The following is a 23960-nucleotide window of genomic DNA, read 5'->3' as shown; positions in this document are numbered from 1 at the left end:
AATTTTAATTCTTTTGGAGGATCAAACGTTCGTAGTTGTTTCCTGAAAGACCAGTGGCAGCACCGCATCTCCAACCGGAACTTGCAGCATGCCAACAAAGTCTTTTTTCAGGAACGGAAGTTTCAATATCACAACTATTTTTATTTACCGGCTCACTTCCCAAAGTAAAGCCCCAGGCTTGAGATGCATTGAAATACCAATTCACTCCTCCCGCAGAGTGAACTACATTTGAATTTACTCCAGTATCGAATGTAACATCCGATGTAGCTCCATAAGCGGCAAGAATTACAGTTGAATCGCCAGTAAGTCGACAAGCAAGCATTAGATTGGTTTGTGTACATGAAGCAAAAATAGACGATAGATTTAAAGGGGCAGAATAATCCTCCTGCATACAAATACTCCAACCATCGGCTAAAATATTCGTAAAAGAGATATTTGTATAAATATTTTCGACTGGGGTAGTAGCGGAACGTTCAGTAGTATTTCCATCCCGATTCCCAGCTTGGTCTCTAGCCCTCACTAAAAAATAATAACTTGTATTAGGTGTCAAAGAAGAGACAGTATGCGAGGTCGCACCTGCAGTACTTGTAGAATTGACCGTAAAAGTAGTTTGGCAAGTTCCCGAAGAAGTAGAAACGCATATATCATACACCAAATTCGCAGGAATAGTCACATTATCACTTCCAGCAGTCCAGTTTAAAGTGACAAAGGTTCCTCCATTTGGAGTCGCAGTAGTAACTCCCGCAAAACTAGGAGCAATTACATCTGCGCTGGTAGCTTGGGTGGCTGGAGTGTAAAGAGATATGTTGCCAGCGCTGTCCTTTACTAATACTGCAAAATGATAAGAAGAGGACGGCGATAGAGCCGTCACATTGTAGGTCAATGTATTCGCAGCCCAGTCCATCAATAAATCCGCGCCAGCTTTTGCATTTGCCGCGGCAATGGTATTTATATTGGCAGTGGAAGTATTATCTTTCACTAATTTATATTGAAGAGATGCACTGCCTGTTGCGTCATCAGTTGCTTGTCCCCAATTGACAGTCATAGAAGTATCTGCGACGGAAGAAAAAGTGATACCCGTTCCTACAGTTGGAGAGGTTACGTCATTTGTCGTAGTTTGAGAACTTACAACATATATGGCTTTATTATGAGCAGCATCTCTCACTAAAACCACAAAATGGTAGTTAGTAGAAGGAGATAGCCCTGTTACTGCAAAAGTAGTCACATTTGCAGTCCAGTCCATTAACAAATCTGCACCTGTTTTTGTTTCGGCAAGAACGATTGTAGAGATATTTGCGGAACTAGTATCATCTTTTACGACTTTATATTGAAGATTGGCAAGTGCGGTGATGTCATCTGTCCCTGCTCCCCAATTCACATTCAAAGACGTGACATTGATTCCTGAAAAATTAATGGCAGAACCTATTGTAGGTGGAGTGGTATCCACAATACTGGAAGTGCTGAAACCATCTTTCTGAACGTAATCCTGAGACAGCGTTTTACCATAGAGAGTTTTTACTGCCGTTGTCACTTTCACTTTATAAGTCGCATTTAGCACTAAACTAGGAGAAGTAGAAAATGAATATTCGGAAGAAGATGAATCTTGGTTTGAAGTAAGTCCTGCACAAGTTGAAAAATCGTCCTTACTGATTTGAACGGACCCGGAACAAACTCCTGAAGAAGATTGAATGGAAACGGAATCCAAAACTACCGTTTGATTAAAAATAATTTTAATTGTGGGAGATGAGGAAATATTCGCCGATCCGTTGTCAGGCGTAATGGAAACAACGGATAGAGTGCTTGTTTCACATTTAGAAGTTTGCCCTGTCAAACAGGATAAAAAAACAGCATCCGAAAGAGTTTCGGTGACTACCTTGCCCAGTTCCGGATTACATTCATAAATGCTAAAAAAAGAAAATAAAAAAATAAGCAGGCTTTTTCTTTTCATAGTATAGATCTTCATCAGGGAATAATATATTGACTTGTTGTGGAAAAAATGCAACAAATATGTTCTTTTAGATTATCGTTATATTCTTTTCGATTTCTATAAATTAAAAACCTATATAAGAAAAAGAACAATCATCACATTGTGAGATTATGTCACAATAAAGTAGAACGATCGTTGATTGCGGGAAAGTACGAGAGCAGTAAAGAAATTTCTAAGCGGGCTGAAACACGGGACCGATTTTATCATCGTTTCGTTTAAACTTAACTTTGTTTCCGATAGCGATTTGGTTTACGTCCGCATCTTCCAGAACCGTAGTGAGTTTGACATTCTCTTCCGTTTCCACAATCGCCAAAACGTAAGGAGTTTTTCCTGCCATGTGCCCGAAACCGACATGAACTACGGTAAAGGTATAAACCTTACCCTGTTCCTTTAAAAAAATGGTTTCTATTCGGTCACTGCCGCAACTCGGACAAGCAAACATGGATTCGGCGATTTTTAAGTCGCAGTCTTTGCAATGGAAACCATGGAAGCCGGAAATTGCAGTCATATAAACCTCATTGAATCAAAGCGGGAAAAGAAATATTGGAGGACATTTTCAAAATCCGGGTTTTGTGAAGAAACCCGGAAATTGAATCCGCGTTCGATAGAAAATCTAAACACGGAATTTTGAAAACGCTTTGTTTGAAAAAACAAAGCGGAGAATAAACTAGTTTTTCAATCTTTCGATGATCGTAGCGATTCCCATACCGCCACCGATACAAAGAGTGATCAAACCGTATTTAAGATCTCTTCTTTCAAGTTCGTCTAACACAGTACCAGTGAGAATCGCTCCTGTCGCTCCGAGCGGGTGACCCAAAGCCATAGCTCCACCGTTCACATTGATTTTCGCTTCGTCGATTCCCAGTGTTTTTTTCACATAAAGAACTACGGATGCGAATGCTTCGTTGATTTCCCAAAGGTCGATGTCGTTTACGGAAAGACCGGCAGCCTTCAAAGCTTTTTGAGAAGCGGAAACAGGACCAGTCAACATGATCGTAGGATCTTCACCGGTAGCTACAGTCGCTAGAATTTTAGCTCTAGGCTTCAAACCGTATTTTTTAAGACCGTCATCGTTCGCAACAAGCAAAGCAGCTGCACCGTCAACGATACCGGAAGAGTTTCCTAAAGTATGGATGTGATTGATTTTTTTGATTTCAGGGTAAGATCTAAGTGCAATCGCATCTAACTCTTTTTCACCGATTGTTTTAAATACCGGACCAAGACCGGAAAGGAAAGCATAATCGGATTCGATACGAGGGTTTTCCTCTTCGGTAACAATTGTTCCGTCATCTAACTTAATTGGTACGATTGATTTTTTGAAATATCCGTTTTTAACTGCATTATTTGCTTTGATTTGAGAAGATTCAGCGAAACGATCCGCCTCTTCTCTGGAAATATCATACTTAGTAGCGATTAAATCCGCTGAAATTCCTTGAGGAACCAAATTGTAATGGCTTGCAATTTTTTCATTTCCGATGCTGAAATCAAGACCGACCATATCGTCGCCCATTTTTACACGGCTCATGGATTCAACTCCGCCGCCTACAGCCAAATCCATCGCTCCGGAAGCAACGTGGTTTGCAACGTTGTTCAAAGCTTGGAGGCCGGAACCGCAGAAACGATTCACAGTGTAACCTGGAACTTCTTTCGGCCAATGAGCAGCCATTACAGCATAACGAGCGATACAAGCAGCTTGGTCCGCTACCTGCGAAACGCAACCTAATACGACTTCTTCAACAGCTTTCGGATCTACTCCGTTTCTTTCTTGGATTGCTTTTAATGTAGCGGCGGAAAGTTCTTGAGGGTGAACACTCGCAAGCGTCCCTCTTTTTTTCCCTTTTCCTCGAGGCGTTCTAACGGCATCGACGATATATGAGTTCCCCATGGGTTTACCTCTCTCTGGGTATTGACTTAGGAAAAACGTACAAGGTTCCGCTCCCCTGGAAAGAAAAAATCACGATTTTGTAATAGATTTCTTGAATTTGTTGCCATAAAACCGCAAACCCCTGCCAAAATTGCAGGATTGGTTCATAAAATAGGCATCCATCCTATCTCCCAGTGCCAATCTGGACTCTTCCACCATGCGGACATACCTAAGATTGGGATGAAACGCATCTTCAAATCCCCTTTTGTCCCAGTCCACATACCTCCAGGCACTGAAGCTATGGTTCACTCCAATTCGTTCATCAATCGTTCCAATGAGTTGGAATCGGTCGCTGCATACGGATCGGAAGAAAATGAAGCGATTGAAAAAGTAGAGAATGTTTCGATTGGGATTGGCTTCCAAAATGGAGGAAAAATGTTCCTTCATCTCTTCGACGGTATAGAATAAATCCGGGCCTGAATTCGTGGAACGAAAGATTAGCGGGGTAAATTCATTTTTAGCATAAACTCTTGTTAGTATGCGGATGAACTCAGGATCGTCGATTAAAACTGGAATTTCATTGAAAGAAAAAGGGAAAGGTTCTCTTTCATTCATGTGAATTTCTATATAACGGGTATGATCAAAGGAAGTATCGTTGATGTCTGTGGCAACTAACTTGCTTAAGTGGCCGATCAAAAGTTGATCTTCATACAGATCGCGGACGGTCACAGCACCTTCTTCGTAAAGAATCGCACTTCCGAAATCGATGAATACGGCTCCTTCGAAGAGATTTCCCAAAGAACCGTACGTTTTATGAATCAATTTATTTCGAAAGATGGAACGCAGGATTAGATTATGGTCGTAAAGTCTTCTTCGACCTGACCTTTGTTCTACGACGGTATTCTTTGTTTTTTTGACTTTGTAATAATGAATATGGTTGGCTAAACCGAATCGAAGTTTTTCGATCGCATGGTTTTCCGAAAGACGTTTTTCATCTTCCTCTTCTTCTATGATGGTTCCTTTGGCCCAATTCGCATCGGCCAAAGGAAAAGCGAAAAAGAAAACTAGGAAGGCAATTAAGGAAGGAAAAAGAAAATAACGAAACAAAAACACCGATTCTTTTCCAAAGAAAATAGATCTATCGGGTTATACCCTTTGACCTAAAATCGGACCGCCTTGTTTTTCCATCATTCTTTCTTTTGTGAGAAATAGATCTTCCCTGTTGTCTGCGGCCATCTCTCCGGTTCCATCCAAATAAATAGCGCCCTTAGGACAAGCTTCTTCGCATAACCCGCAGAAGATGCAACGAAGTAGATCGATTTCGAATTTTTGAGCGTATTTATCTTCCGGATGCAGATGTTGTCTGTCCGCAGGAACTTCCGCCGCTTGGATATGAATCGCATTCGCAGGACAGATCCACATACAGCAGAAACAAGCAGTGCATCTTTCTCTTCCTTGTTCGTCCCTCTTCATGGAATGCATTCCTCGGAAACGAGTGGAATATTGGCGTTTTTTCTCAGGATACTCGATGGTGACTTGGCGATTGAAGAAGGCCACCTTCACAAAATGTTTGAGAGTGATCCAAAGACCTTTTCCGATCGACCAAAAATAAAATTTCTCATACCAAGAGAATTGGTGCCGCTTCGCTACATTGACTACATTAACGGTTGCCAAGGACTGCCTCCTCTTTCGTACGAATAGATGTTACAAGTCTTTCGAAAAACTCTGCGGATGAAAGAAGTCCTTTCGGAGCAGACATCGATTTTTCGAAGTTTTGTTTGAGTCCGTTTTTGTTGGTGAAACTTCCTTCTTGTTCCGCAAAGATCTGAATCGGAACGGCGAAGTTCGCATTTTTTGCGGATAGAGTGATGTTCGTATCCAGTTGAACTACTGTTACTTTTCCCAAAAGACCTTCCGGGATTTCCTCTTTCAAAACGAATACCAAATCGATTTTTCCGGATTGAATTTGAGAAAGCAGACCGCTGATTCCTTCGGATGTGGTAGCTCCCGCATCGACGGCACCTTTCGTATTCGGGTGTTGGTCTTTGGTAAGAAGGAAATCCACTTGTTCGGTTTCTTTGTACTGCGCGTCAGTCACCCTGGATTCGAATAAGAAGGTTTTGCCACCTAACTCTTGTCCTAAGGAAGAAATCGAGTCTTTGATTTTGGAAATATTTTCATTGGATTCATGAGCTCCTCCCAAAACTGCGATTCCCTTCGCACCGCGAAGAGAAGAAACGATTTTAGGGATCACTTCCGTAGAAGCGGAAGGAGAACCGTTTTCCATATAGGTCATAAGTCTGTTCTCGTTCATCCAATCCAAATCGAATCGGCCTTTATCACAGAGAAAGAACATTCCTTTTTCATAATTTTCTTTCACCATATAACGATACATTTTATTGTCCCGCACATTCGTTGTTACATTGCAACCTGTGGAGCAACCGTGACAAACGGAAGAATGAGATTTATACCACCAAACTCTGGATTTGAATAATGTCTTATTGTTGAGAAGAGCGCCCACAGGACAGATATCCGCCAAGGCTCCCTGGTAATTGTGTTGGATCGGTTCGTTGTTTGCCAGACCGATGAGGGAATGATTTCCTCTTTCAAACAAACCGAGGTTGGATTCTCCCACCTTTTCCTCTTCGAAACGAACACAACGATAACAAACGATGCAACGGTTGTGATTGATGATGAGATTGGTTCCTATCTCTTCCTGAGGAACATTTCTTTTATGAAACTCGAAACGGGAATGACCTTGTCCGGAACCGAAAGCGTTATCTTGAAGTTTACATTCGCCTGCTTTATCACAAACAGGACAGTCTAACGGGTGATTTGCGAGAAGGAACTCCATCGTACCGGCACGAGCTTCTTTCACTCTGTCCGACTTAGTGATGATTCCCATTCCTTCTTTTACGGGAGTGTTACATGCGGCTTGGAGACGAGGAACTCCTTCGATCTCAATCAAACACATGCGGCACATACCCACAATGCTAAGTGCAGGATGATAACAAAAATAAGGGATTTCTACGCCGACATCTTTTGCGGCATCTATTAGATTTTTCTTCTCGTCGACTTCGAACTCGACACCATCAATCTTTATCTTTACCAAAGAGCGAGCCCCCTATCGTTTGATTAGAACTCGCTTATCTATTTTGTCAAACCTTCATTTGGAAATAATGTTCGCATGATCCAGATAAGAATATTTTGCCAAATCGATCACTGTTTCTTTGAAGAAACCGGAATCGATAAAGATAGATGAAGTGCGAATATTTGTGCTTTTTACTATTTTTCCGATCAAATCATCTAAGATCTGAAGCGCATTTCCTTCATAGAAGAAGTTCGTATCGAGATTCATTCTCAAATTGCTGAAAGTACCTCGTCCTGCCAAAAAATGATGAAACTTATCATAGATCTCATCGGCTCCTTTTTTAGGAGGGCAACCGGAAACCTCCATCAATGCTTCCGAGATAGAAAGTTCCGTCACTTTTACAGTCAGTGATAAACCTTTTTTATCTATGATCATGTCGGGAGTCAGATGAAGAACGGATTGGATTTTTTCCATAAGAGAAGTAGTAGAGATCGGTTTCAAAAGGTAACCGCTGACTTTACTGTATGCCGCTCTTAGGATTTGATCTTTTTCCCCTACGGAAGTAAGCATAATCACAGGAGTGCTTTTTATAAAATCTTTCGCTTTCTCCAAAAAGGCAAGCCCATCCAGATAAGGCATCATTATGTCGCTGATGACCAAATCGAAAGTGTTGCTTCTGATTTTGGTAAGAGCCGCCATTCCGTCCGTAACATGCGTAACGGAAAAATTGTATCTTTCCAAAGTATGGATGAGCAGTTTCGCAGAACTATCGTCATCTTCTGCGAGCAAAACTTTATAAACCTTTTTCATAATTCAATACTTCTTATTGATTAGGGATCGATTCCAAATTTGCGTATTTCAAAAACCACTTCGGCTGCAGGGCTCTTTGGTAAAAATAAGCATCTACTAACACCAGATTGATTACTGCTTCTACTATCGGCACAGCTCTAGGCAAAACACAGGGGTCATGTCTACCTTTAGCTTTTAAGACAGTTTCTTGGTTCGAATCGTTCACCGTTTTCTGTTCTTTTTTAATAGTAGACGTAGGTTTGAAGGCTGCCCTTACAACTAAATCCATCCCGTTCGAAATTCCTCCTTGGATTCCTCCCGAACGATTTGTTCTTGTTTTTACTTTTCCTGTACCATCTTCGATATAAAATTCGTCATTATGTCTACTTCCGGTTTGTCTCGTACCTTGAAAACCGGAGCCCACCTCGAATCCTTTGCAGGCGGAGATGGACAAAAGAGCCTTCGCAAGATCCGCATCCAGTTTATCGTAAACAGGATCTCCTAGTCCGGGGGGAAGATTTTTCACCACTGCTTTTACGATCCCTCCTACGGAATCGCCTTCGTCTCTGAGCTTTCGGATCAAAGTTTCCATTTCGTCATTCGAAGATTTTTTAGGGCATCTGGTGGGAAACTGATCCACATAATCTCTGCTTAACGGATATTCGTTTTCTTCGATTCGGGAATCGATCTCTCCCACGGAATCCACCCAAGCAACTGTTTGAATTCCCAATTCTCTTTCTAATATAACACGCGCAAGTCCCGCAGCAGCGACTCTTCCGATGGTTTCCCGAACGGAGGATCGACCTCCTCCTACGTGGGCTCTATGTCCATATTTTTCGGAATAAGTATAATCTGCATGAGAAGGACGAAAGACATGGGCCATTTCGTCATAATCGCTTCCGATCGTATTCTTATTGTTAACTTTCATAAGAATCGGACTTCCGGTTGTTTTTCCCTGGAAGACTCCCGACTCTACAATGACTAAATCGTCCTCATCTCTGGGAGTAGTGAGGTCGTTTTGACCGGGCCTGCGGCGAGTGAGATCCTTTTGGATTTCTTCCTGCGGAAAAGGAATACCTGCAGGCACCCCGTCCACGATAACTCCGACAGATACACCGTGTGATTCTCCGTAAGTGGAGACTTTAAAAATCTTTCCCCATGTAGAAGGCATATAGATACCATTGAAAATGAGGATTGCAATCTATCCAATAAAGTTTTTCTCTATAAAAGGGCGGAAGGACTCATTTGCAAAGACTGACTCTATTTCTGGAAAAAACGACGAAAACCTTCAGCCGCATTTGGCTTCTTTCTCTTTCCTTCCATCTTTCCTTATTATTTCTATTTTACTATTCATCCGATACAGAGTCCCTGTCGGAAAAAATCCACCTAACCCAAGGAAGTGCCCTCCGGATGTTTTCGAATTCTCCGGTTCCCCTTTTGGGAACAGGTAAAACATCCTCCCAGTTTCAGGAAACATCCGACCGGGAAGGAACCAAAGATACTGAGGAAGAAATCCAAAGTTTTCGTAATACCTTATCCTACCCCCTGTTGGCTTTAGAACAGAGATTAGAAGATGACTGCTCTTTTCGAGTTACTGTTGCAGAAAATGGAGACATTGAGAAGGTGGTGGTCTTGGTTCCCTGCCGTTACAATGTTTTTGAAGATCAATTTCGCAAACAAATTCAGAATTGGAATTTCAAATCATCCCGAGGGAAAGAGATAGTTCTGCCCATCCGGTTTCGTATTCATGCAAGGGAATGATCCAATCCATTCAGAAAGACACTGGTTCGTAGTTTATACGAATCCCAGGGCGGAGAAAAAACTTTCCCGTTTATTCAAAAAGTATAAAATAGAACACTACCTTCCTCTTGTTTCCAAAAAGCAGAAATGGAGTGACCGCATCAAAACTGTGGAACTTCCTTGTTTTCAATCCTACATTTTTGTCAAAATTTTATTTTGGCAGGAAAGGGTGAACGTTCTCCAACTTCCCGGAGCCCACCATTTTGTTTTCGAAAAAGGCAAACCTGCCATCGTGGATGAAACGATATTATTCGGACTGCAGGAAGGACTCACCAATCACAGTGAAAGTTTCGAGATCAGGCAAGAGGAAGCCCTGCAAAAAGGCAAGTTTGTGAAAGTGATTTCCGGCCCATTGGTGGGTAAAGTTTTGGAAATCGAAAAAAGGAAAAACAAAGTAACTGTCATATTGAGGTTCCCCATGTTAAATCAAGTGGCTACCTACGAAGTAAATATAGAAGAGATAGATTGGGAGGAAATTCAAAAATGAAAGATATAATGAGTATCGTTAAACAAGCACTAGATGATGAAATCTCTTCTGCTATTCATTTTAAAGAAAACTTAGATCCGAACATCGCCGCCTGCGTGGAACTCATCCTAAAAAGCAAAGGAAAGGTGATTGTGACCGGAGTGGGAAAATCGGGAGATATCGCTAAAAAAATATCCCATACTCTTTCTTCCACGGGAACCTCTGCCTATTTCCTTCATCCAACGGATGCATCCCATGGGGATTCCGGAATCGTAAGCGCAGATGATGTGGTACTTGCCATCGGAAAAAGCGGGGAATCCGAAGAGCTGAACTACATCCTTCCGACTTTGAAACGAATCGGAGCGAAAATCGTAGGGATCACTGCGAACTCAAAATCGAAACTCGCAGAACTTTCCGACATCGTCATCATCACTCCTATCTTAAAAGAAGCCTGTCGTTTGGATCTGGCTCCGACTTCCTCCACAACCATAGCACTTATGCTAGGTGATGCGATTGCAATGGCACTTATGGAATTAAAAAATTTCCAAGCGGACGACTTTGCACTTTATCATCCTGCGGGAAGACTGGGAAAAAGACTTTCTCTTCATATATCCGATGTAATGCGTAAAGAAAATAGAAACGCAGTCGTAAAAGCAACGGCAGGATTGGATGAAATCCTAAAGGAAATCACATCCAAAGGAATCGGTGCCACGGGAGTCACCGATGATTCCGGAAAATTAGTCGGCCTCATCACCGACTTCGATATCAGAAAGGCCCTTACAGGTAAAAAGATCAACGAATCCGTAAAAGCAACGGATATGATGAATCCGAATCCTTCCTTCTTCCTTCCCGAAGAAAAGGCTTATGACGTACTAATAAAAATGGAAAATAGGGAAAGACCCATCTCAGTGGCTCCTGTCGTTACGGCGGAACGTCTGTTTGTGGGTATGGTTTCCCTTCACGATTTGCTTCAAAAAGGATTATAAACATGCCCGATTCATATAAAATCATCGCCACATTAGGCGAAGACGATATCCGTCATCTGCAAAAGAAAGATACGAAAGACATAGATGTTTTGGAAATCAGACTGGATCTGTTTTCCAGAAACTACATCCAAAAGGAGATGAAAAAGAAAATCAAATCCTTGGGTCTGCCTGCGCTTTTCACATACAGAAGAGCCGAAGACAGCAGTGTAAAATCGTATGTGAAACTTTTCCCGGAAGATGTGGAAGGGATTCTAAAAGACTTCAACGATAACTCAAACTATCTGGACATCGAGCTTAACAGGGAAGATACCATCTTCAAAAACTACGAACAGTTGAATTTTAGAATCATCTATTCTTATCATTCCTTCAAAAAATCGATTTACGCAAAAGAGATGAGAGAGTTCATTCAAAACTCCAAACCGGTCAAAAAGAAAAACCCTATCTATAAATTCGCAATCACTCCGGAAGACATCGAAGAGACTGCCGATTTTATGAACGATATCAAAACCTTATCCAAAACGAATACGATGATCGGAATTTGTATGGGGGAAACTGGAATTTTATCTCGTGTGTTCGGAGATTATTTCAACTCCTCCTACACCTATATGACCTTAGGCGAGCCAAAGGCACCGGGACAGATTTCCATCGATACCTTTAGAAAATTAAGATCCGATTTATTTAAGGGTTCTTCTGCGGGGAAGGAGTCGAAGGAAGAGGAGTAGTTCCTGTTCCGTTCGCCACAGGCGGAGCCGTTTTAACGGAAGAAGAGGGAGTCTGAGAAGGAACTTCAGTGTTCGTCTCGACTCCTTTTTTATTGATAAAGTCTACGAATTTAGAATCCTTTAAAAATTCCTTAAAGTCTTCTTCTTTGGAAGCCATAGTCCAATATTCGTCTTTCATCTGCCCTGCGGATTTTAAGTTCGACTTTGTGGAATTCAAATCTCCCTTTTTCGCGAATGCTCTTGCTAACAAATAATAGGCGGCAGAAGAATTTGGAACTTTTTGCAAAAGAGGGATCGCCGTATCGAATTTATTCAGATAGAATAAATTTTTTCCTCGGTAGAATAGATATTCTCTGGTTCCGTTCACATCCGTATCGTTCTCCAAAGATGCGAAATATTTTTCAGCAGTGTTTTCTTTTCCTAACGCAGTCAAATGACGAGCCAATCTTAAGAAGCCGATTTTGTATTTATCAGGAGCCTTGGTAGGGGATTGAAAATTGGATTCTAAAAATTGAAAATATTTTTCAAAACTGGAATCGAGTTTGGTTCCCGTTTTTCCGGACTCCGCCAAACAAATGAATCGAAACATGTGGGATTCTACTTGTCCCGCAATTGCCACCGCTCCTTCCGCATTTTGCACACATTCTTCCCAAGAAGATTTTTGGTGTTTCAAACGAGCCAATGCCAAAAGAGGAGTGTCTTTTGCGAGCTGTTTATGAGCGGCCTTGAAGGAAGCTTCCGCTTGGTCCAACTGGTTCAATTTTTGGTAAGCAAGTCCCTCATTTAGATATACATAATAAAAGAATACGTTTGTATCTTTGGAAAGAGGGTTTTTTCTCGCCTTCTCGAAAGATTCGATCGCTGCCTTTGGATCGTCTTTACGAAGTTTAACGATTCCCATCTTATAGTGGTAACGAGTCCGAGTGGGATTTCTTTCGATGAGTATTTTTATGTTCTCTTCCGCTAGATCGAATTTTTTCTCTTCGAAAAGAGCCAAAGCATATTCCCAACGAAGGTCGTCATTGGTAGGGTTAGCAGCCACTTTCTTTTCATAATCGGAGCTGGGTTTGATGGAATCGGAACCGTCTTCTTGTGAGGACAGGTTTTGTTTTCCGTTGTCTTTTTTATCCTGATCCGGTTTGTTGTGGTGAACCGTCTTCTCTTCGTTATGTTTCGGTTCAGCGGGTTTTAAAGGCTGGATATGAGCGGTGTTCGCACCGGGATTTCCTCGGTTTCCCACAGCTCGATTGTAAATTTTTTGCATTTCTTCGTTTTTAGAATCGTATTTCAGATAACGGGAAGAATACGCTGCTGCTAAATTCCAGTCTTGGTGGTAGTTAAAAAAAAGTGCGAGCTTCAAAAGAACCGTTTTTCTTTGGTCTTTATCTAAATTGAGTTCGGCGGCCTTACGAAAGTTTTGAATGGATTTGGGATAATCTTTTTTATATTCGTAGATATAACCCATGTACATAAAAGAAACACCGTCGGAAGGGTGTGACTCCGAGTACTTTGTGAACTTCTTAATCGCTTCTTGGTACGCTTTCTTAGAGAATGCTTTTTTTGCTTCTTTTAATACCGCATCTTCTCCTGCGGATAAGCTCAGTGCGAAGGAAAGTAGAATTATAATTAAGGAAATAAATTTTCCCACAAGTTCCAGAATAGTAGAAACCCGTGGGATTGAAAGGGGAATTTTTAAAAAAGTTAGATCTTTGTTCTTTCTTGCCTTTGTTTCGCAAGATTACGAGAAGCTCTCAATACAACACTCATTGTTGTGATCTGAGGATTCACGGAAAGTCCCGTAGGATATACGGAAGCATCCATAACAAAGATATTTTTGTGTCCAAACAGTTCCAAATTTAAGTCAACCGCACCTAAACTCTCATCTTTTGCGGATTGAATGGAACCATGTGGGTGAGCGGATCCTACACTTACGTCTCCCGGGCGAAAACTTTCCTTCAAAATCCAATCAAAATTGGTGTTTGCATCCACTTTCATCGGTTCTTTGAATCTTGTGAAAGGAAAGATCAATTCAGTAGCTCCTGCCGCAACAGTAACTTCCGCTAAAGTCTTTAAACCTCTCAATAGATTCAAACCGTCCGTAGGTGTTAGTTCGAAATAAACCTTTCTTCTTCCTAAACTCCAAGAGACACTTGCATTCGCTTCTCCATCCGCTCCATCTCTCACAAGAACGATTCCTGCATTGTACTTTGTGAAATCTTTCATGACATCGAACTGTGTTTTCCCGTAAAACGGCACAAGAGAAGAAGCAAGAGTGGGTCGATAAGGTGCTGCTTCCAACCAATAACCGTATCCGGTTCCGTTCTGATTGTGTCCGTCTTTGATCACGATGGATTGAGGAGGACCTTGGAACATTTTGATCTCTTCCGGAAATTTTCCGAAGATGGTGGATGTAGGATGCACTTTCAAATTACGCCCTACCCAATCATTGCCTAAACCGCTTCTTTGCAAAAGAGCCGGGCCTTCGATGGCTCCCGCACTGACAATCACAACAGGAGCGGAAATTTCCATAGATTCGATCACAGTCGCAGGGGCCTTTTCGTATGCATCCGGTGTAAATTCTGCGATGACGGTTTTCATTTTACCGTCTTTGATTTTCACAGCTTTCATATTGGATACTACGATGGCACCGTGTTCGATGGCATCAGGAATCCAAGTAAGAAAGGCCGATTGTTTTGCGTTAATCGGACAACCCAATCCGCAGCGTCCGAGTCCGATGCATCCTCTGTTGTTGTTTTTGAGAACTTGAGGATTCAGTCCTATCTTTTTCCCTCCCTTTCGGAGGACGTTATTATTCGCATTCACTAAGTTATCCGGCACTTCGTGAACTCCCAATCGTTCGTGGACTTCCGACACGTAAGGATCCATCTCTTCTCTGGAAAATCCCTTCCAGCCGAATCGTTTGTCCCATTCGTCGGTCACATAGTCGGGAGGATACAGAGAAGTTTGCCAATTGATTGTGGTGGAACCTCCGACCGATCTTCCTTGCAAAATGGAAATCGTTTGTTCTTCCGAAACGATAAAACCTGCATCCCTGTACAATCTAGCTTGGGAAAGAAATTCATCGGAGTTGAATTGTGCGGGAGTGAAATAACTTCCCTCTTCGATTAGGACCACTTTCCAACCTTGTCTGGCAAGTTCGCTGGCGGCGACGGCGCCACCGGCGCCGGAGCCGATTACGACGGCATCCGCAGTGAGATTCCATTCTCCGTCTTTGATTTTATATTCTTCGATAGCTTTCGCATGTTTTTTAGGTGTGATGATTTTATCGTTATATTGAGGAATGCTCATGTAGGATGACCGCCTTATGTTAGATAGCCGACAAATTTCTGGTACTGTTTGTCCGAACTGAGCAGAAAAAATGAAATTTGTCGAAGGATGGAATAAACGCCTCTTTTGATTCCCAAAGAAGATGTTTTCCAGGAAAGCAAACGATTGATTCTTTCCTCCGGGGAGAGTTTCGCCAAAGGAGTAAAAGAAAAATCCAAAGCAAGAGCCGCAAGTACGGAGGAAGGAACACTAGCTAACAATTGTATAACGCTTTCTGTTTCAATCGGATACGGATGGCCGTAAACATAATTGTCCAAAGCTAGCCCTAAATCAAACTCGGGTATAGGACAATCCTGCAAGAAGACTTCTTGCAAAGCGCGGAAATTATGATACTCTTCTGTGGATATTCCCCGCAGAGGAGGAGTCACGACTCCCGGTCCACAATTGACTCCCTTTAAGGAAACTGCGGTTAAGGCAAAACATTTGAGAGTAAATTTTAAAAATCGATTTCGGGAAAGTGTAAACGGTTCCAATTCTTTGATCCTAAGTTCTCTGTTTAGGCGTACATTATGGCATAATCTGGGAAAATTTTCATTCTTTTTCCTCAGTTTTGTCGGATGCGGCTTTGATTTTAGAATCAGAAAACCATTGGGAGAACTCGCTCTTCCCAATGTAGTACCTATTACAAACATCCAAACCAAAGGACTCACTTGGGAATCGGTAGACTTCAGTTCCAGACAACCCAAAGAAGTGAGTGCCATCGTTCTGCATTCCACGGACAAAAAAGCCCCCGCAGAATATCTCAAACTTTCCGCAGAGAACGGTTTTATGATCCATATCCTGGTCGATAAATCAGGTACTGTCTATGCCGATCCCAAATTTCTATTCAAAGAATTCCAAGCCGCGCCTGGGATCGACAAGGAAAGCATTCATATCGCCTACGAAGGAACCCAAGAATCCTTATCCTCACAAACGAACCAATTGGAGAAACTTTCTTCTATCGTAAATCTACTTGCGACCGAATTGGAAATTCCCAAAACGAATAAGGATGTCATTTCCAAAAAAGGGATTTTCTCTCACAATCAAACCAAACGAAGATTTGGCGGTTTCGCCGATTTTTCCTCCTGCGGAGGAGAGAAAGCGATGGCGGCCATTCTGAACAAAATCAAAGGGGAGTTTTTCGAAGAAGACTTATGGCACGATCGTTTCGAATCCGGCTGGGTCTTAAAAAAGGAAAGCAAACAAAAACTTCAGGAATCTTTTCATCCTACGAACGGAAGAGGAATCACAAAAGCTTCCAAAACAGTTCTTCCCTCTATCGAAAAAGACGAGTTAGGTTTTCCACCGGAAGCCTATAGAGTGAAATACACTCATAGAGGAAAAATCAATCCCACTTGCATTGTCCTTCATTACACTGCAATCCCCGATTATTTCCAATCCTTAAAAACATTGGAAAATCGAAATCTGACCGCCACTCTTATGATAGATAAAGACGGTAAAGTGTATCAGCTAGTGGACGTTTTAGAAGATAGAGCTGCGGCAGCAACAGGAACAAACGACAATTGCATTCAGATCGAAATCATTGCCAGAGACACTGCGGAACTTTTAGCGCAAACGGTTCAATTGGAAAAAGTAAAATCGATCGTTCTGGAACTTTCTTCCAAATACAAAGTCCCTTTGAACAATGAAGACATCGCATCCTTTTCAGGAATTTTCAGCCACACCCAAGCCAAAAAAAAATGGGGAGGTTCCATCTTTCTCAATGCGAAAGATTTCGATCCGGGAGAAGAATACATGGAACTGGTATTAAAATCTATTGGTGGTAAATATTATCCCGAGCCAAACTGGAAAAATCGCAAAGGAATCGATTGGGCGATTTTGTTTCGAAATTTTCAACCGTAAGGAACTCTTCTGCATGATGAAATTCAAATCCATCCTATTTCTCCTCCTTCTCAGTTTTGTTTTTACTTTTTGTAAGGAAAAGCCGGAAGGATACCACCTAACCCAATCCGAGGCGGAAGCGAGATCCGGTTTGATTTCGGATGTTCATTACAAATTGAACGTTCTACTTACCAAAGAAGATCATTTCTCAGGAACGGTAGAGATTCGATTCGAATCCAATGACAACAAAGACGTCCGCATCGATTACTTCTCCGGAAAAGTGAATTCTTTACTTCTCAACAACGAAGATCTTACGGAAAAAACAAAACCTAAAGACGGTTTTATTCTAATTCCCGGAAACTTTGTCTCTATTGGAAAAAACCTGGTTCAAATTCGTTTTGAAACTCCTTATTCCAGAACAGGGAACGGTCTTCATAAATTCACGGATCCGGACGATAAGGAAATTTATATCTATTCCCAGTTCGAAGCCTTTCACGCCAACAAGATGTTTCCTTGTTTCGACCAGCCGGATCTAAAGGCCACCTATCAATTGACAGTCGAAGCGCCTAAGTCTTGGAAAGTCATCTCATCGAACCTTCAGGAAAATATTTCTCCCGCCGCATCGAACGAAAACTCGATCCACACTTTCCCTCAAACGAAAAAGTTTTCCACTTACGTATTCTCTCTTCACGCAGGGCCGTATCAATTCTGGGAAGATAAACACGATCAAATCCCTTTGAAATTATATGTCAGAAAGTCCCTTGCGAAATACGTCGATCCTAAGGATTGGTTCAACTTCACAAAGGAAGGATTCACATTCTTCGAATCCTACTTCGGAATCCCTTATCCTTTCGAAAAATACGATCAAGTCATCGTTCCTGAATTTAATTTCGGCGCGATGGAAAACGTGGGAGCAGTCACTTTTTCAGAACGTTTCGTACATAGAACTACCTCCACTCGCGCCGAAAGAGAAAATCTTTCCGATGTGATCCTTCACGAGATGGCGCATATGTGGTTCGGAGATCTGGTGACTATGAAATGGTGGAACGGTTTATGGTTGAATGAAAGTTTTGCGACCTATATGGCCAGCCTTGCCCAAGCTAAAAACTCCGAATTTAAGGAAACTTGGGAATCTTTCTTCGAGAAGATGAAACAATGGGCCTACGATGAGGATTCTTATTCCACGAACCATCCTGTAGAAGCCAAAGTCGCAAACACAGAGGAAGCATTCACACAATTCGACGGGATCACTTACGGAAAAGGGGCCTCCGTCATCAAACAATTGGTATTTTTCATAGGAGAGGAAGCCTTTCAAAGAGGAGTTCACAACTATCTTCAAAAATATTCCTACTCTAACTCCAGTTTAGCGGACTTTCTAAGAGAGTTGGAATTTGCCAGCGGATTTCCTTTGAAAAAATGGTCGAAGGATTGGCTCGAAACGAAAGGAACCAATGAAATCGAATTCATGAACATCTGTAAGGACCAAGACTTGATTTGGAAAATCGTTCAAAGTGCTCCTGGTCCTTCCAATAAACTCAGAGATCATAAAATCAGCATCGGTGTCTATTCCATCGAATACGCAGCTTCCGACAATCCGGAGGAACAAAAACGATTGGCTTATGAATCTTTCTCCACTGTTTACGGAGGAAGAGCGACTGCGAGTGTCAATAAAGTCAAAACATGTCCTAACTTTATTTTGGTGAACGACGAGGATCACGATTTTGTAGTATGGAAGTGGGATCAATTCCAATTGGAAGATCTAAAATTCATTCTTACAAAAGACAAAGATTCCTTTAGAAAGCTCATCCTTTGGACCTCTTTCTACAATCAAATCCTGTTGGGAAAAGCAACCTTTGAAGATTTTTATTATCTAAGTGCGGAAGTTCTTCCTAAAGAAGAAAACATCAAAATCAAAAAATGGGTTTTATCCAAACTCTCTTCCAACAGAGAACATTCCTTTTTCTATTCCCGATTCTGGTATCCTGCTCCTCAAAGAAATTCGGATCTTTCCAAACTCAGTGAGTTTTTATGGAACGGATTGAATGCCGCAAAACAAGGATCTGACGAACAAAGATACTGGTTCTATTCCTATTTGGAATCCTCCTTTCATGCGGACTCTCAGCAAAAACTTTGGGACATCTATTATGGAAAGATTTCAATTCCAGGCTTGAAGATAGCCCAAGATCTAAAATGGTCGATTCTTACGAAACTGGCATCCTTGAATGCGAATAGGGAAGAAATCGATGCGGCGGTCGCCAAAGAGAAGAAGGTAGATCCTTCCGCAAGAGGACTCAACTCAAGTTATGCGATTGAAGCCGGTTTTCCAGATCCGAAATCCAAAGAGAAGTGGATGAACCTTCTGTTAAATCCGAAAAAGACAGACTATTCCAGTTCGACCCTTCGAACTGTGGCATACTATCTATTCCCCGTTTATCAAAAGGATCTGCAGCTTCCTCATTTGGAATCCTACTTTTCGGCATTGGATCAGTTCGGATCTTTCGATGACGAAAACTACATAGATGGTTTTGCCAAAATATTAGTTCCGAACTTCTGCACGGAAGAAACAAAAATGATTCTGAAAAAATTCCATGTCAATCATCCGAAACTTCCTGCGGCCATTCGAAAGACATTGATGAAGTCTATCGATTCGGAAACAAGATGTTTGGTGATCCGAAAAAAACATAAGGAGAAATTTCTTCCCTCTACATCCCCGTAATGCGAACTACTTTTTCGATTTTCATATTATCCATCTTATCTTTGTTCCTCGCCGGGGGATGTGCTTCTCCCGGAGTCGGCCCGAAAGGGATTTTTTTCACACAAGCGAAACTGGGAGTCTTCGGGACAGGTGAGCCTAGCTCTAAGTTCGGAATTGCTTGTGTTCATTCCATACTAGGTCTTATTGCCTTCGGAGACGGATCCATCGAAAAAGCCAAAAAGAACGGATCGATCGAAACCGTTTACGAAGTGAACTGGGAAACCCAATCCATCTTAGGCATATATGCAAAGTTATGTGTGGAAGCGGGAGGAAAGTAAGAAGATGAAATTGGTTCAACGACCTTTTTATTTTTCTCGAATCTTACTGGTTCGATGTCTGTTTCTTTGTTTCTGTTTCGTATTTGTAGATTGTCTGAATTTAGGAACCCCGCAAGGCCTAGGCCCGAGCGGGATCTTATACAGCTCGTATCAAATCGGGGTTTCCGAAAACCAGGAAGTGACTACCATTTCGAAACGAGGAAGGGCCTGTGTGGAAAGAATCGGATTTTTTTATACAAGGGGAGATGCCAGCGTCGAAACGGCCGCCAAAAACGGATCGATCCAAAACATCAGAACCGTAGACAAACAAGCATTCAACGTTTTTCTCGTTTATTCTTATTTGTGTACGGTAGTGACCGGAAATTGATTTTCAATTTTTAATCATTGAATCGTTTTTAAGGCTTCGATTTTCCAGCGACGGTTTGCAGTAGATTCGGATAGTCGGAAATGATTCCGTCCACTCCGCACTCCACAAGTCGTTTCATTTCCTTTTCATTGTTCACAGTCCAAGGAATCACTTCAATTTTATCCTCGTGAGCTTTGTTCACGAACTTAGGAGTCACATAAAGAAAGTAAGGTGAAATGATATTCGCTTTCAGGGATTTTGTTTTTTCTAATATTTCGGATCTATATCCGTTCCCGAAACCGATCGTCATTAAAAATCCCTGAAAATAAGTAGGAGCGAACAAAGCACTGGTTCTGATTTTAGGATTCTTCTTTTGCACGAAAGGCAAAGTTCTCAAATCAAAAGATTGAATTGTGGTTCTTTCTGCTGCCTTCGCTTTCTCTACGGCGGCCACTAAAAGATTCGTATGTTCTTCCACTAAGGCATCCGAAGCGGAATTGTCGTCCGGGAATTTAGTCTCAATATTAAACAAAAAACTTTGTTTGGTTTTCTTTTCCACTTCCGTTACTTTTTGAAAAAATTCTTCGATGGAAATGAGTTTCGTTCCTGGAACAGGAACCTGATCGGGAAAAGAAGGATTTTTTTTAGATCCACAATCTAATGTCTGTAACTCGACTAATGTCAGTTCGTAGAGAGATTTCTTTTGAATGGGAGATCCGTCCTGATTTTGGCAAATCACAGGATTCGTCTCCGAATCATGATGGATCACAATTTTTTTATCTTTCGTCAGAACCGTATCCAATTCAAGAGTGATCATCTTAAATTTGATAGCTTCTTCAAAAGCAGGCCAAGTGTTTTCCGGTTTCAAACCGCGAGCTCCTCTGTGCCCTTGAAGATCCAGTTCGGAGCGAAGCGGTTGGTTTTGAAAAGCAGCAGAAGCACAATTTGTGAGAAGTACTAATGTAGAAAGAAAATTTATAACATGAAAAAGAAATCGAAATTTCATATTTTCTCCGTCTTAAGATTGAGAATAAGATAAAGAGAAAACGAAAGAGTGAAAAGAATTTTTTAAATCGTACTAATACTAGAAATATAAAAAAAAAGCTAGCTGCACAAGAGTTAGGCCTCCCTCACGCAGCTAACTTCCAAAAAAGGAAAGTTTTAGCATGATCTAAACCTAAGTTTTTTTCTAAATGGATCGGTCAATGAACGCAAAAAGAACATCTTTCTCTTCGAACGCCCATAACGTTCCGAGGGATCGAGTTTGACCGTTTTTAACGTTAATTTTACTTTTTTTGTTTCCTGATTATCATATAACGCCAAATTCATAGTTCGGAATTAGAGTGCATGGAAAAAATCAATCCATTTAGAATTGCAAGAGAACGAAGAAGCTTTTCCCGAGTAGACCTTGCGGAAAAACTCTCCTTGCCTCGAACTGCCATTGAGAATTTAGAATCCGAAGATTGGGTTCGCACTAAATTCGAATATGTGGTACCTGTGGCAAGGGAACTTGGAGTCTCTCTCATCGAGTTGGTTAAAATGGAATTTGATTTTGATATAGAAAAAGAATTTTATAATGAGGAAGATTTCGAAGAAATCGTAGCCAGATACGCAAACGCAAGAGTCACTCTGATCCTCTCCGAACTAAAATTGTTCTGTAGAAATGCAAAACTAAGATTAGATGATTACGACGTGACAGAACTTTCCTTTTCCATCGGCAATCTGCACAAACTCATCACCTTAAACCAAAAACTGGAACGCAAAGAAATGGATGTCAAAGATGCGATCAAAGAATTTCCACCTAAGTGGGGTAAGTTTAGCAGAAGAAACGAACTGGAATAAAAAATCGACCGGATAAAGTAGCAGAGCCGGCCGCCTTTCCGGCTCTCAGTCGACGAGGGCGCTCCTTCGATCCGGGGCGGGAAATCCCTCTCTTTTGGCGAAACCCACAATCTGGGCCGACGCTTAACTTTAATTAAGCTAATTTAACAATTTAAACTAATTAAAAAAGTTAATTAAACAACAAGTTCGTCTTCACCGGCACGAGCCACAACGATTTCACCGGCTTCTTCCAGTTTACGTATGATGTTTACGATCTTTTGCTGAGCATCTTCCACGTCTTTCAATCGGACAGGACCCATAAAGTCCATATCTTCCCGTAAAAGGTTGGCGGCACGTTTGGACATGTTCTTAAAGATTTTATCCTGAACTTCCGAATCCACAGATTTAAGGGCTTTCGCCAAATCAGTGTTATCTACTTCACGCATGACCTTTTGGATCGCACGGTCGTCAAGTAGAACGATATCTTCGAATACGAACATACGTTTTTTGATCTCTTCGGCAAGTTCCGGATCTTCCTCTTCGAGAGCTTCGATGATCGTTTTTTCCGTTCCCCTGTCCACAAGGTTGAGAATTTCCACCACGGAATCGATACCCCCGGCAGAAGTATAATCTTCACTGGCAAGAGTAGAGAGTTTACGCTCTAATACCCTTTCTACCTCGCGAAGGACGTCCGGAGAAACCCGGTCCATGGTTGCGATCCTTTTGGCCACTTCCGCTTGGATCTGGTGAGGAAGGTTCGATAGAATGTTCGATGCTTTTTGAGGATCTAAGTAAGATAAAATTAAGGCGATGGTCTGAGGGTGCTCCCCCTGGATAAAGTTGAGAAGGTGCGCCGGGTCTGTCCTTCTGATAAAATCGAACGGCCTTACTTGTAAGGAAGAAGTGAGTCGATTGATGATATCGATCGCTTTCTGGTTTCCTAAAGCTTTTTCCAAAAGGCCACGGGCAAAGTCGATACCACCATTGGTGATGAACTCCTGCGCCATCATGAGTTCGTTGAACTCTACTAAAACCTTCTCTTTGTCTTCCGGGGTGATTTTATCCAGACGGGCGATTTCAAAGGTGATTTGCTCGATCTCATCTTCCCGTAAATGTTTGAAGATTTCGGACGCTACTTCGTTACCAACGGCAACAAGAAATATGGCAGCCTTTTGGCGACCTGTGAGAGACGGCTTCTTATTGAGCATGAAATTCTGTCCGAAATCCTAGTTACTAAATTTATCGGCGAGTTGCGAAAAAAACAATAAGATTTCCTTGGGAGGAAAATCCGGAAAGAAAGCAGGGATGGAAAGAAAATAATCGCCTCGGACCCAGGACAAAAAGGGAAGAAAGGAACCTATTGGAGATATGGGCCGATCTCAATTCCAACGATTCCAAAACCCTGCATATTCCAATTCAATCCGAACAAAGAGATCCCGAGTCGCCTCTTTTAATTACAGAAAACATGCAGTGATGTTTCTTGTACCTCAAGATCTTTTGCCCCACCTACGCTCCCTCTTAGCGAAACGTCCGTTTCATTCCGTTGTCAGAGGCCTTTTAGCCAAATATTTCGAAATGATCTTGAGCGACGCTTCCTGGGGAAGATCAAAAATCGGCCGCCGCTACCAAGAACAAAATTTGGATCTAAAACGGATCGGAACAAGGATCCAAGAAAAAGATTTAATCGAATTGGATTTACTAGCTGAATACTTGGGGGTCTCCAGATGCTTTCTTTTTGCCAGATTACTTGAACTGGATCTGATTGGATGGGGCCCTGTGTTACGTGAGGTTGGATTTGTTAGATCTATCTGTGCTAGTATAGTATTCACCTGACAGTTTCGTAAAGAAGCAGTGGTCAGACCTCTTCTAATTGGGAAAATGATTTT

General features: G+C 41.8%; 23 protein-coding genes. 10 read left to right on the top strand and 13 right to left on the bottom strand.

Annotated elements, in window-relative coordinates; translation table 11 throughout:
- Window positions 1-4: 4 nt before the first annotated feature.
- The 8 genes from EHS15_RS06600 to aroC form a co-directional block, all read right to left on the bottom strand.
- Window positions 5-1948, bottom strand: coding sequence for a fibronectin type III domain-containing protein (locus tag EHS15_RS06600; RefSeq protein ID WP_167884174.1), 1944 nt, complete (start codon window positions 1946-1948; stop codon window positions 5-7).
- Between the two features lie 211 nt (window positions 1949-2159).
- Window positions 2160-2495 carry a Zn-ribbon domain-containing OB-fold protein gene (locus EHS15_RS06595; protein ID WP_135759766.1) on the bottom strand — a complete coding sequence of 112 codons (336 nt, stop codon included), beginning with the start codon at window positions 2493-2495 and terminating at the stop codon, window positions 2160-2162.
- A 159-nt stretch (window positions 2496-2654) separates the two neighbouring features.
- Window positions 2655-3872, bottom strand: a complete 1218-nt coding sequence (locus EHS15_RS06590; protein ID WP_135759765.1) for an acetyl-CoA C-acetyltransferase — start codon at window positions 3870-3872, stop codon at window positions 2655-2657.
- A 69-nt stretch (window positions 3873-3941) separates the two neighbouring features.
- A complete protein-coding gene (locus EHS15_RS06585) occupies window positions 3942-4928 on the bottom strand; it encodes a hypothetical protein (RefSeq protein WP_246051922.1) in 987 nt (328 codons plus the stop codon).
- Window positions 4929-4997: 69 nt separating this feature from the next.
- Window positions 4998-5525, bottom strand: coding sequence for a NuoI/complex I 23 kDa subunit family protein (locus EHS15_RS06580; protein ID WP_135759764.1), 528 nt, complete (start codon window positions 5523-5525; stop codon window positions 4998-5000).
- On the bottom strand, window positions 5512-6963 hold the full coding sequence (locus EHS15_RS06575) for an NADH-quinone oxidoreductase subunit G (RefSeq protein ID WP_135759763.1): 1452 nt from the start codon (window positions 6961-6963) through the stop codon (window positions 5512-5514). The genes EHS15_RS06580 and EHS15_RS06575 overlap by 14 nt, the downstream gene beginning before the upstream one ends.
- Before the next feature lie 54 nt (window positions 6964-7017).
- Window positions 7018-7752 (bottom strand): response regulator transcription factor, encoded by a 735-nt coding sequence (locus tag EHS15_RS06570; protein ID WP_135759762.1) that lies wholly within the window; start codon window positions 7750-7752, stop codon window positions 7018-7020.
- Between the two features lie 13 nt (window positions 7753-7765).
- Window positions 7766-8902: a chorismate synthase gene (gene aroC / locus EHS15_RS06565; protein ID WP_135759761.1), complete on the bottom strand. Its 1137-nt coding sequence runs from the start codon at window positions 8900-8902 to the stop codon at window positions 7766-7768.
- Window positions 8903-8976: 74 nt separating this feature from the next.
- Between aroC and EHS15_RS06560 the strand changes: the two genes are divergently transcribed.
- The 4 genes from EHS15_RS06560 to EHS15_RS06545 are packed head-to-tail and all read left to right on the top strand — an operon-like array spanning window position 8977 to window position 11705.
- Complete coding sequence (locus tag EHS15_RS06560) at window positions 8977-9492, top strand: LIC_10042 family TonB-like protein (RefSeq protein ID WP_135759760.1); 516 nt, start codon at window positions 8977-8979, stop codon at window positions 9490-9492.
- Window positions 9479-10018, top strand: coding sequence for a UpxY family transcription antiterminator (locus tag EHS15_RS06555; RefSeq protein WP_135759759.1), 540 nt, complete (start codon window positions 9479-9481; stop codon window positions 10016-10018). Before EHS15_RS06560 ends, EHS15_RS06555 begins: the two co-directional genes overlap by 14 nt.
- Window positions 10015-10983, top strand: coding sequence for a KpsF/GutQ family sugar-phosphate isomerase (locus tag EHS15_RS06550; protein ID WP_135759758.1), 969 nt, complete (start codon window positions 10015-10017; stop codon window positions 10981-10983). The genes EHS15_RS06555 and EHS15_RS06550 overlap by 4 nt, the downstream gene beginning before the upstream one ends.
- A 2-nt stretch (window positions 10984-10985) precedes the next feature.
- On the top strand, window positions 10986-11705 hold the full coding sequence (locus EHS15_RS06545; RefSeq protein ID WP_135759757.1) for a type I 3-dehydroquinate dehydratase: 720 nt from the start codon (window positions 10986-10988) through the stop codon (window positions 11703-11705).
- Here the strand turns inward: EHS15_RS06545 and EHS15_RS06540 are convergent.
- The 3 genes from EHS15_RS06540 to EHS15_RS06530 are packed head-to-tail and all read right to left on the bottom strand — an operon-like array spanning window position 11662 to window position 15526.
- Window positions 11662-13353 (bottom strand): tetratricopeptide repeat protein, encoded by a 1692-nt coding sequence (locus tag EHS15_RS06540; protein ID WP_342775504.1) that lies wholly within the window; start codon window positions 13351-13353, stop codon window positions 11662-11664. The two genes, EHS15_RS06545 and EHS15_RS06540, sit on opposite strands and share 44 nt — an antisense overlap.
- A gap of 53 nt (window positions 13354-13406) precedes the next feature.
- On the bottom strand, window positions 13407-15014 hold the full coding sequence (locus EHS15_RS06535) for a GMC family oxidoreductase N-terminal domain-containing protein (RefSeq protein WP_135759755.1): 1608 nt from the start codon (window positions 15012-15014) through the stop codon (window positions 13407-13409).
- Between the two features lie 14 nt (window positions 15015-15028).
- The gene (locus tag EHS15_RS06530) at window positions 15029-15526 is read right to left on the bottom strand and encodes a hypothetical protein (protein ID WP_425460630.1); all 498 of its coding nucleotides are present in this window, start codon (window positions 15524-15526) and stop codon (window positions 15029-15031) included.
- Here EHS15_RS06530 and EHS15_RS06525 point away from each other — a divergent pair.
- The 4 genes from EHS15_RS06525 to EHS15_RS06510 are packed head-to-tail and all read left to right on the top strand — an operon-like array spanning window position 15477 to window position 20274.
- Window positions 15477-16895, top strand: a complete 1419-nt coding sequence (locus EHS15_RS06525; RefSeq protein WP_135759798.1) for a peptidoglycan recognition protein family protein — start codon at window positions 15477-15479, stop codon at window positions 16893-16895. The genes EHS15_RS06530 and EHS15_RS06525 overlap by 50 nt on opposite strands.
- Before the next feature lie 13 nt (window positions 16896-16908).
- Entirely contained in the window at window positions 16909-19590 is a 2682-nt protein-coding gene (gene pepN, locus EHS15_RS06520) for an aminopeptidase N (protein WP_246051920.1), read from the top strand.
- Entirely contained in the window at window positions 19590-19907 is a 318-nt protein-coding gene (locus EHS15_RS06515; protein ID WP_135759753.1) for a TRL-like family protein, read from the top strand. The genes pepN and EHS15_RS06515 overlap by 1 nt, the downstream gene beginning before the upstream one ends.
- Window positions 19908-19911: 4 nt before the next feature.
- Complete coding sequence (locus tag EHS15_RS06510; protein ID WP_167884172.1) at window positions 19912-20274, top strand: TRL-like family protein; 363 nt, start codon at window positions 19912-19914, stop codon at window positions 20272-20274.
- Window positions 20275-20302: 28 nt separating this feature from the next.
- Here the strand turns inward: EHS15_RS06510 and EHS15_RS06505 are convergent, their stop codons facing one another.
- Window positions 20303-21259 (bottom strand): glycerophosphodiester phosphodiesterase, encoded by a 957-nt coding sequence (locus tag EHS15_RS06505; RefSeq protein WP_135759751.1) that lies wholly within the window; start codon window positions 21257-21259, stop codon window positions 20303-20305.
- A gap of 341 nt (window positions 21260-21600) precedes the next feature.
- Here EHS15_RS06505 and EHS15_RS06500 point away from each other — a divergent pair, with 341 nt between their 5' ends.
- A complete protein-coding gene (locus tag EHS15_RS06500; protein ID WP_135759750.1) occupies window positions 21601-22095 on the top strand; it encodes a helix-turn-helix domain-containing protein in 495 nt (164 codons plus the stop codon).
- 173 nt (window positions 22096-22268) lie between these two features.
- Here the strand turns inward: EHS15_RS06500 and fliG are convergent, their stop codons facing one another.
- Window positions 22269-23282, bottom strand: a complete 1014-nt coding sequence (gene fliG, locus EHS15_RS06495; protein ID WP_135759749.1) for a flagellar motor switch protein FliG — start codon at window positions 23280-23282, stop codon at window positions 22269-22271.
- 160 nt (window positions 23283-23442) lie between these two features.
- Here fliG and EHS15_RS06490 point away from each other — a divergent pair, with 160 nt between their 5' ends.
- Window positions 23443-23907, top strand: coding sequence for a DUF1564 family protein (locus EHS15_RS06490; protein WP_135759748.1), 465 nt, complete (start codon window positions 23443-23445; stop codon window positions 23905-23907).
- Window positions 23908-23960 lie beyond the last annotated feature (53 nt).

The sequence above is a fragment of the Leptospira idonii genome (assembly GCF_004770995.1).
Lineage (GTDB): Bacteria > Spirochaetota > Leptospiria > Leptospirales > Leptospiraceae > Leptospira_A > Leptospira_A idonii.
This window is presented reverse-complemented; position numbering and strand designations above follow the sequence as displayed.

Coding starts and splice junctions, on each gene's coding strand:
- EHS15_RS06600 (WP_167884174.1), bottom strand. CDS start 1,948: ATGAAAAGAAAAAGCCTGCTTATTTTTTTATTTTCTTTTTTTAGCATT.
- EHS15_RS06595 (WP_135759766.1), bottom strand. CDS start 2,495: ATGACTGCAATTTCCGGCTTCCATGGTTTCCATTGCAAAGACTGCGAC.
- EHS15_RS06590 (WP_135759765.1), bottom strand. CDS start 3,872: ATGGGGAACTCATATATCGTCGATGCCGTTAGAACGCCTCGAGGAAAA.
- EHS15_RS06570 (WP_135759762.1), bottom strand. CDS start 7,752: ATGAAAAAGGTTTATAAAGTTTTGCTCGCAGAAGATGACGATAGTTCT.
- aroC (WP_135759761.1), bottom strand. CDS start 8,902: ATGCCTTCTACATGGGGAAAGATTTTTAAAGTCTCCACTTACGGAGAA.
- EHS15_RS06555 (WP_135759759.1), top strand. CDS start 9,479: ATGCAAGGGAATGATCCAATCCATTCAGAAAGACACTGGTTCGTAGTT.
- EHS15_RS06550 (WP_135759758.1), top strand. CDS start 10,015: ATGAAAGATATAATGAGTATCGTTAAACAAGCACTAGATGATGAAATC.
- EHS15_RS06545 (WP_135759757.1), top strand. CDS start 10,986: ATGCCCGATTCATATAAAATCATCGCCACATTAGGCGAAGACGATATC.
- EHS15_RS06535 (WP_135759755.1), bottom strand. CDS start 15,014: ATGAGCATTCCTCAATATAACGATAAAATCATCACACCTAAAAAACAT.
- pepN (WP_246051920.1), top strand. CDS start 16,909: ATGATGAAATTCAAATCCATCCTATTTCTCCTCCTTCTCAGTTTTGTT.
- EHS15_RS06515 (WP_135759753.1), top strand. CDS start 19,590: ATGCGAACTACTTTTTCGATTTTCATATTATCCATCTTATCTTTGTTC.
- EHS15_RS06510 (WP_167884172.1), top strand. CDS start 19,912: ATGAAATTGGTTCAACGACCTTTTTATTTTTCTCGAATCTTACTGGTT.
- EHS15_RS06505 (WP_135759751.1), bottom strand. CDS start 21,259: ATGAAATTTCGATTTCTTTTTCATGTTATAAATTTTCTTTCTACATTA.
- EHS15_RS06500 (WP_135759750.1), top strand. CDS start 21,601: ATGGAAAAAATCAATCCATTTAGAATTGCAAGAGAACGAAGAAGCTTT.
- fliG (WP_135759749.1), bottom strand. CDS start 23,282: ATGCTCAATAAGAAGCCGTCTCTCACAGGTCGCCAAAAGGCTGCCATA.
- EHS15_RS06490 (WP_135759748.1), top strand. CDS start 23,443: ATGGGCCGATCTCAATTCCAACGATTCCAAAACCCTGCATATTCCAAT.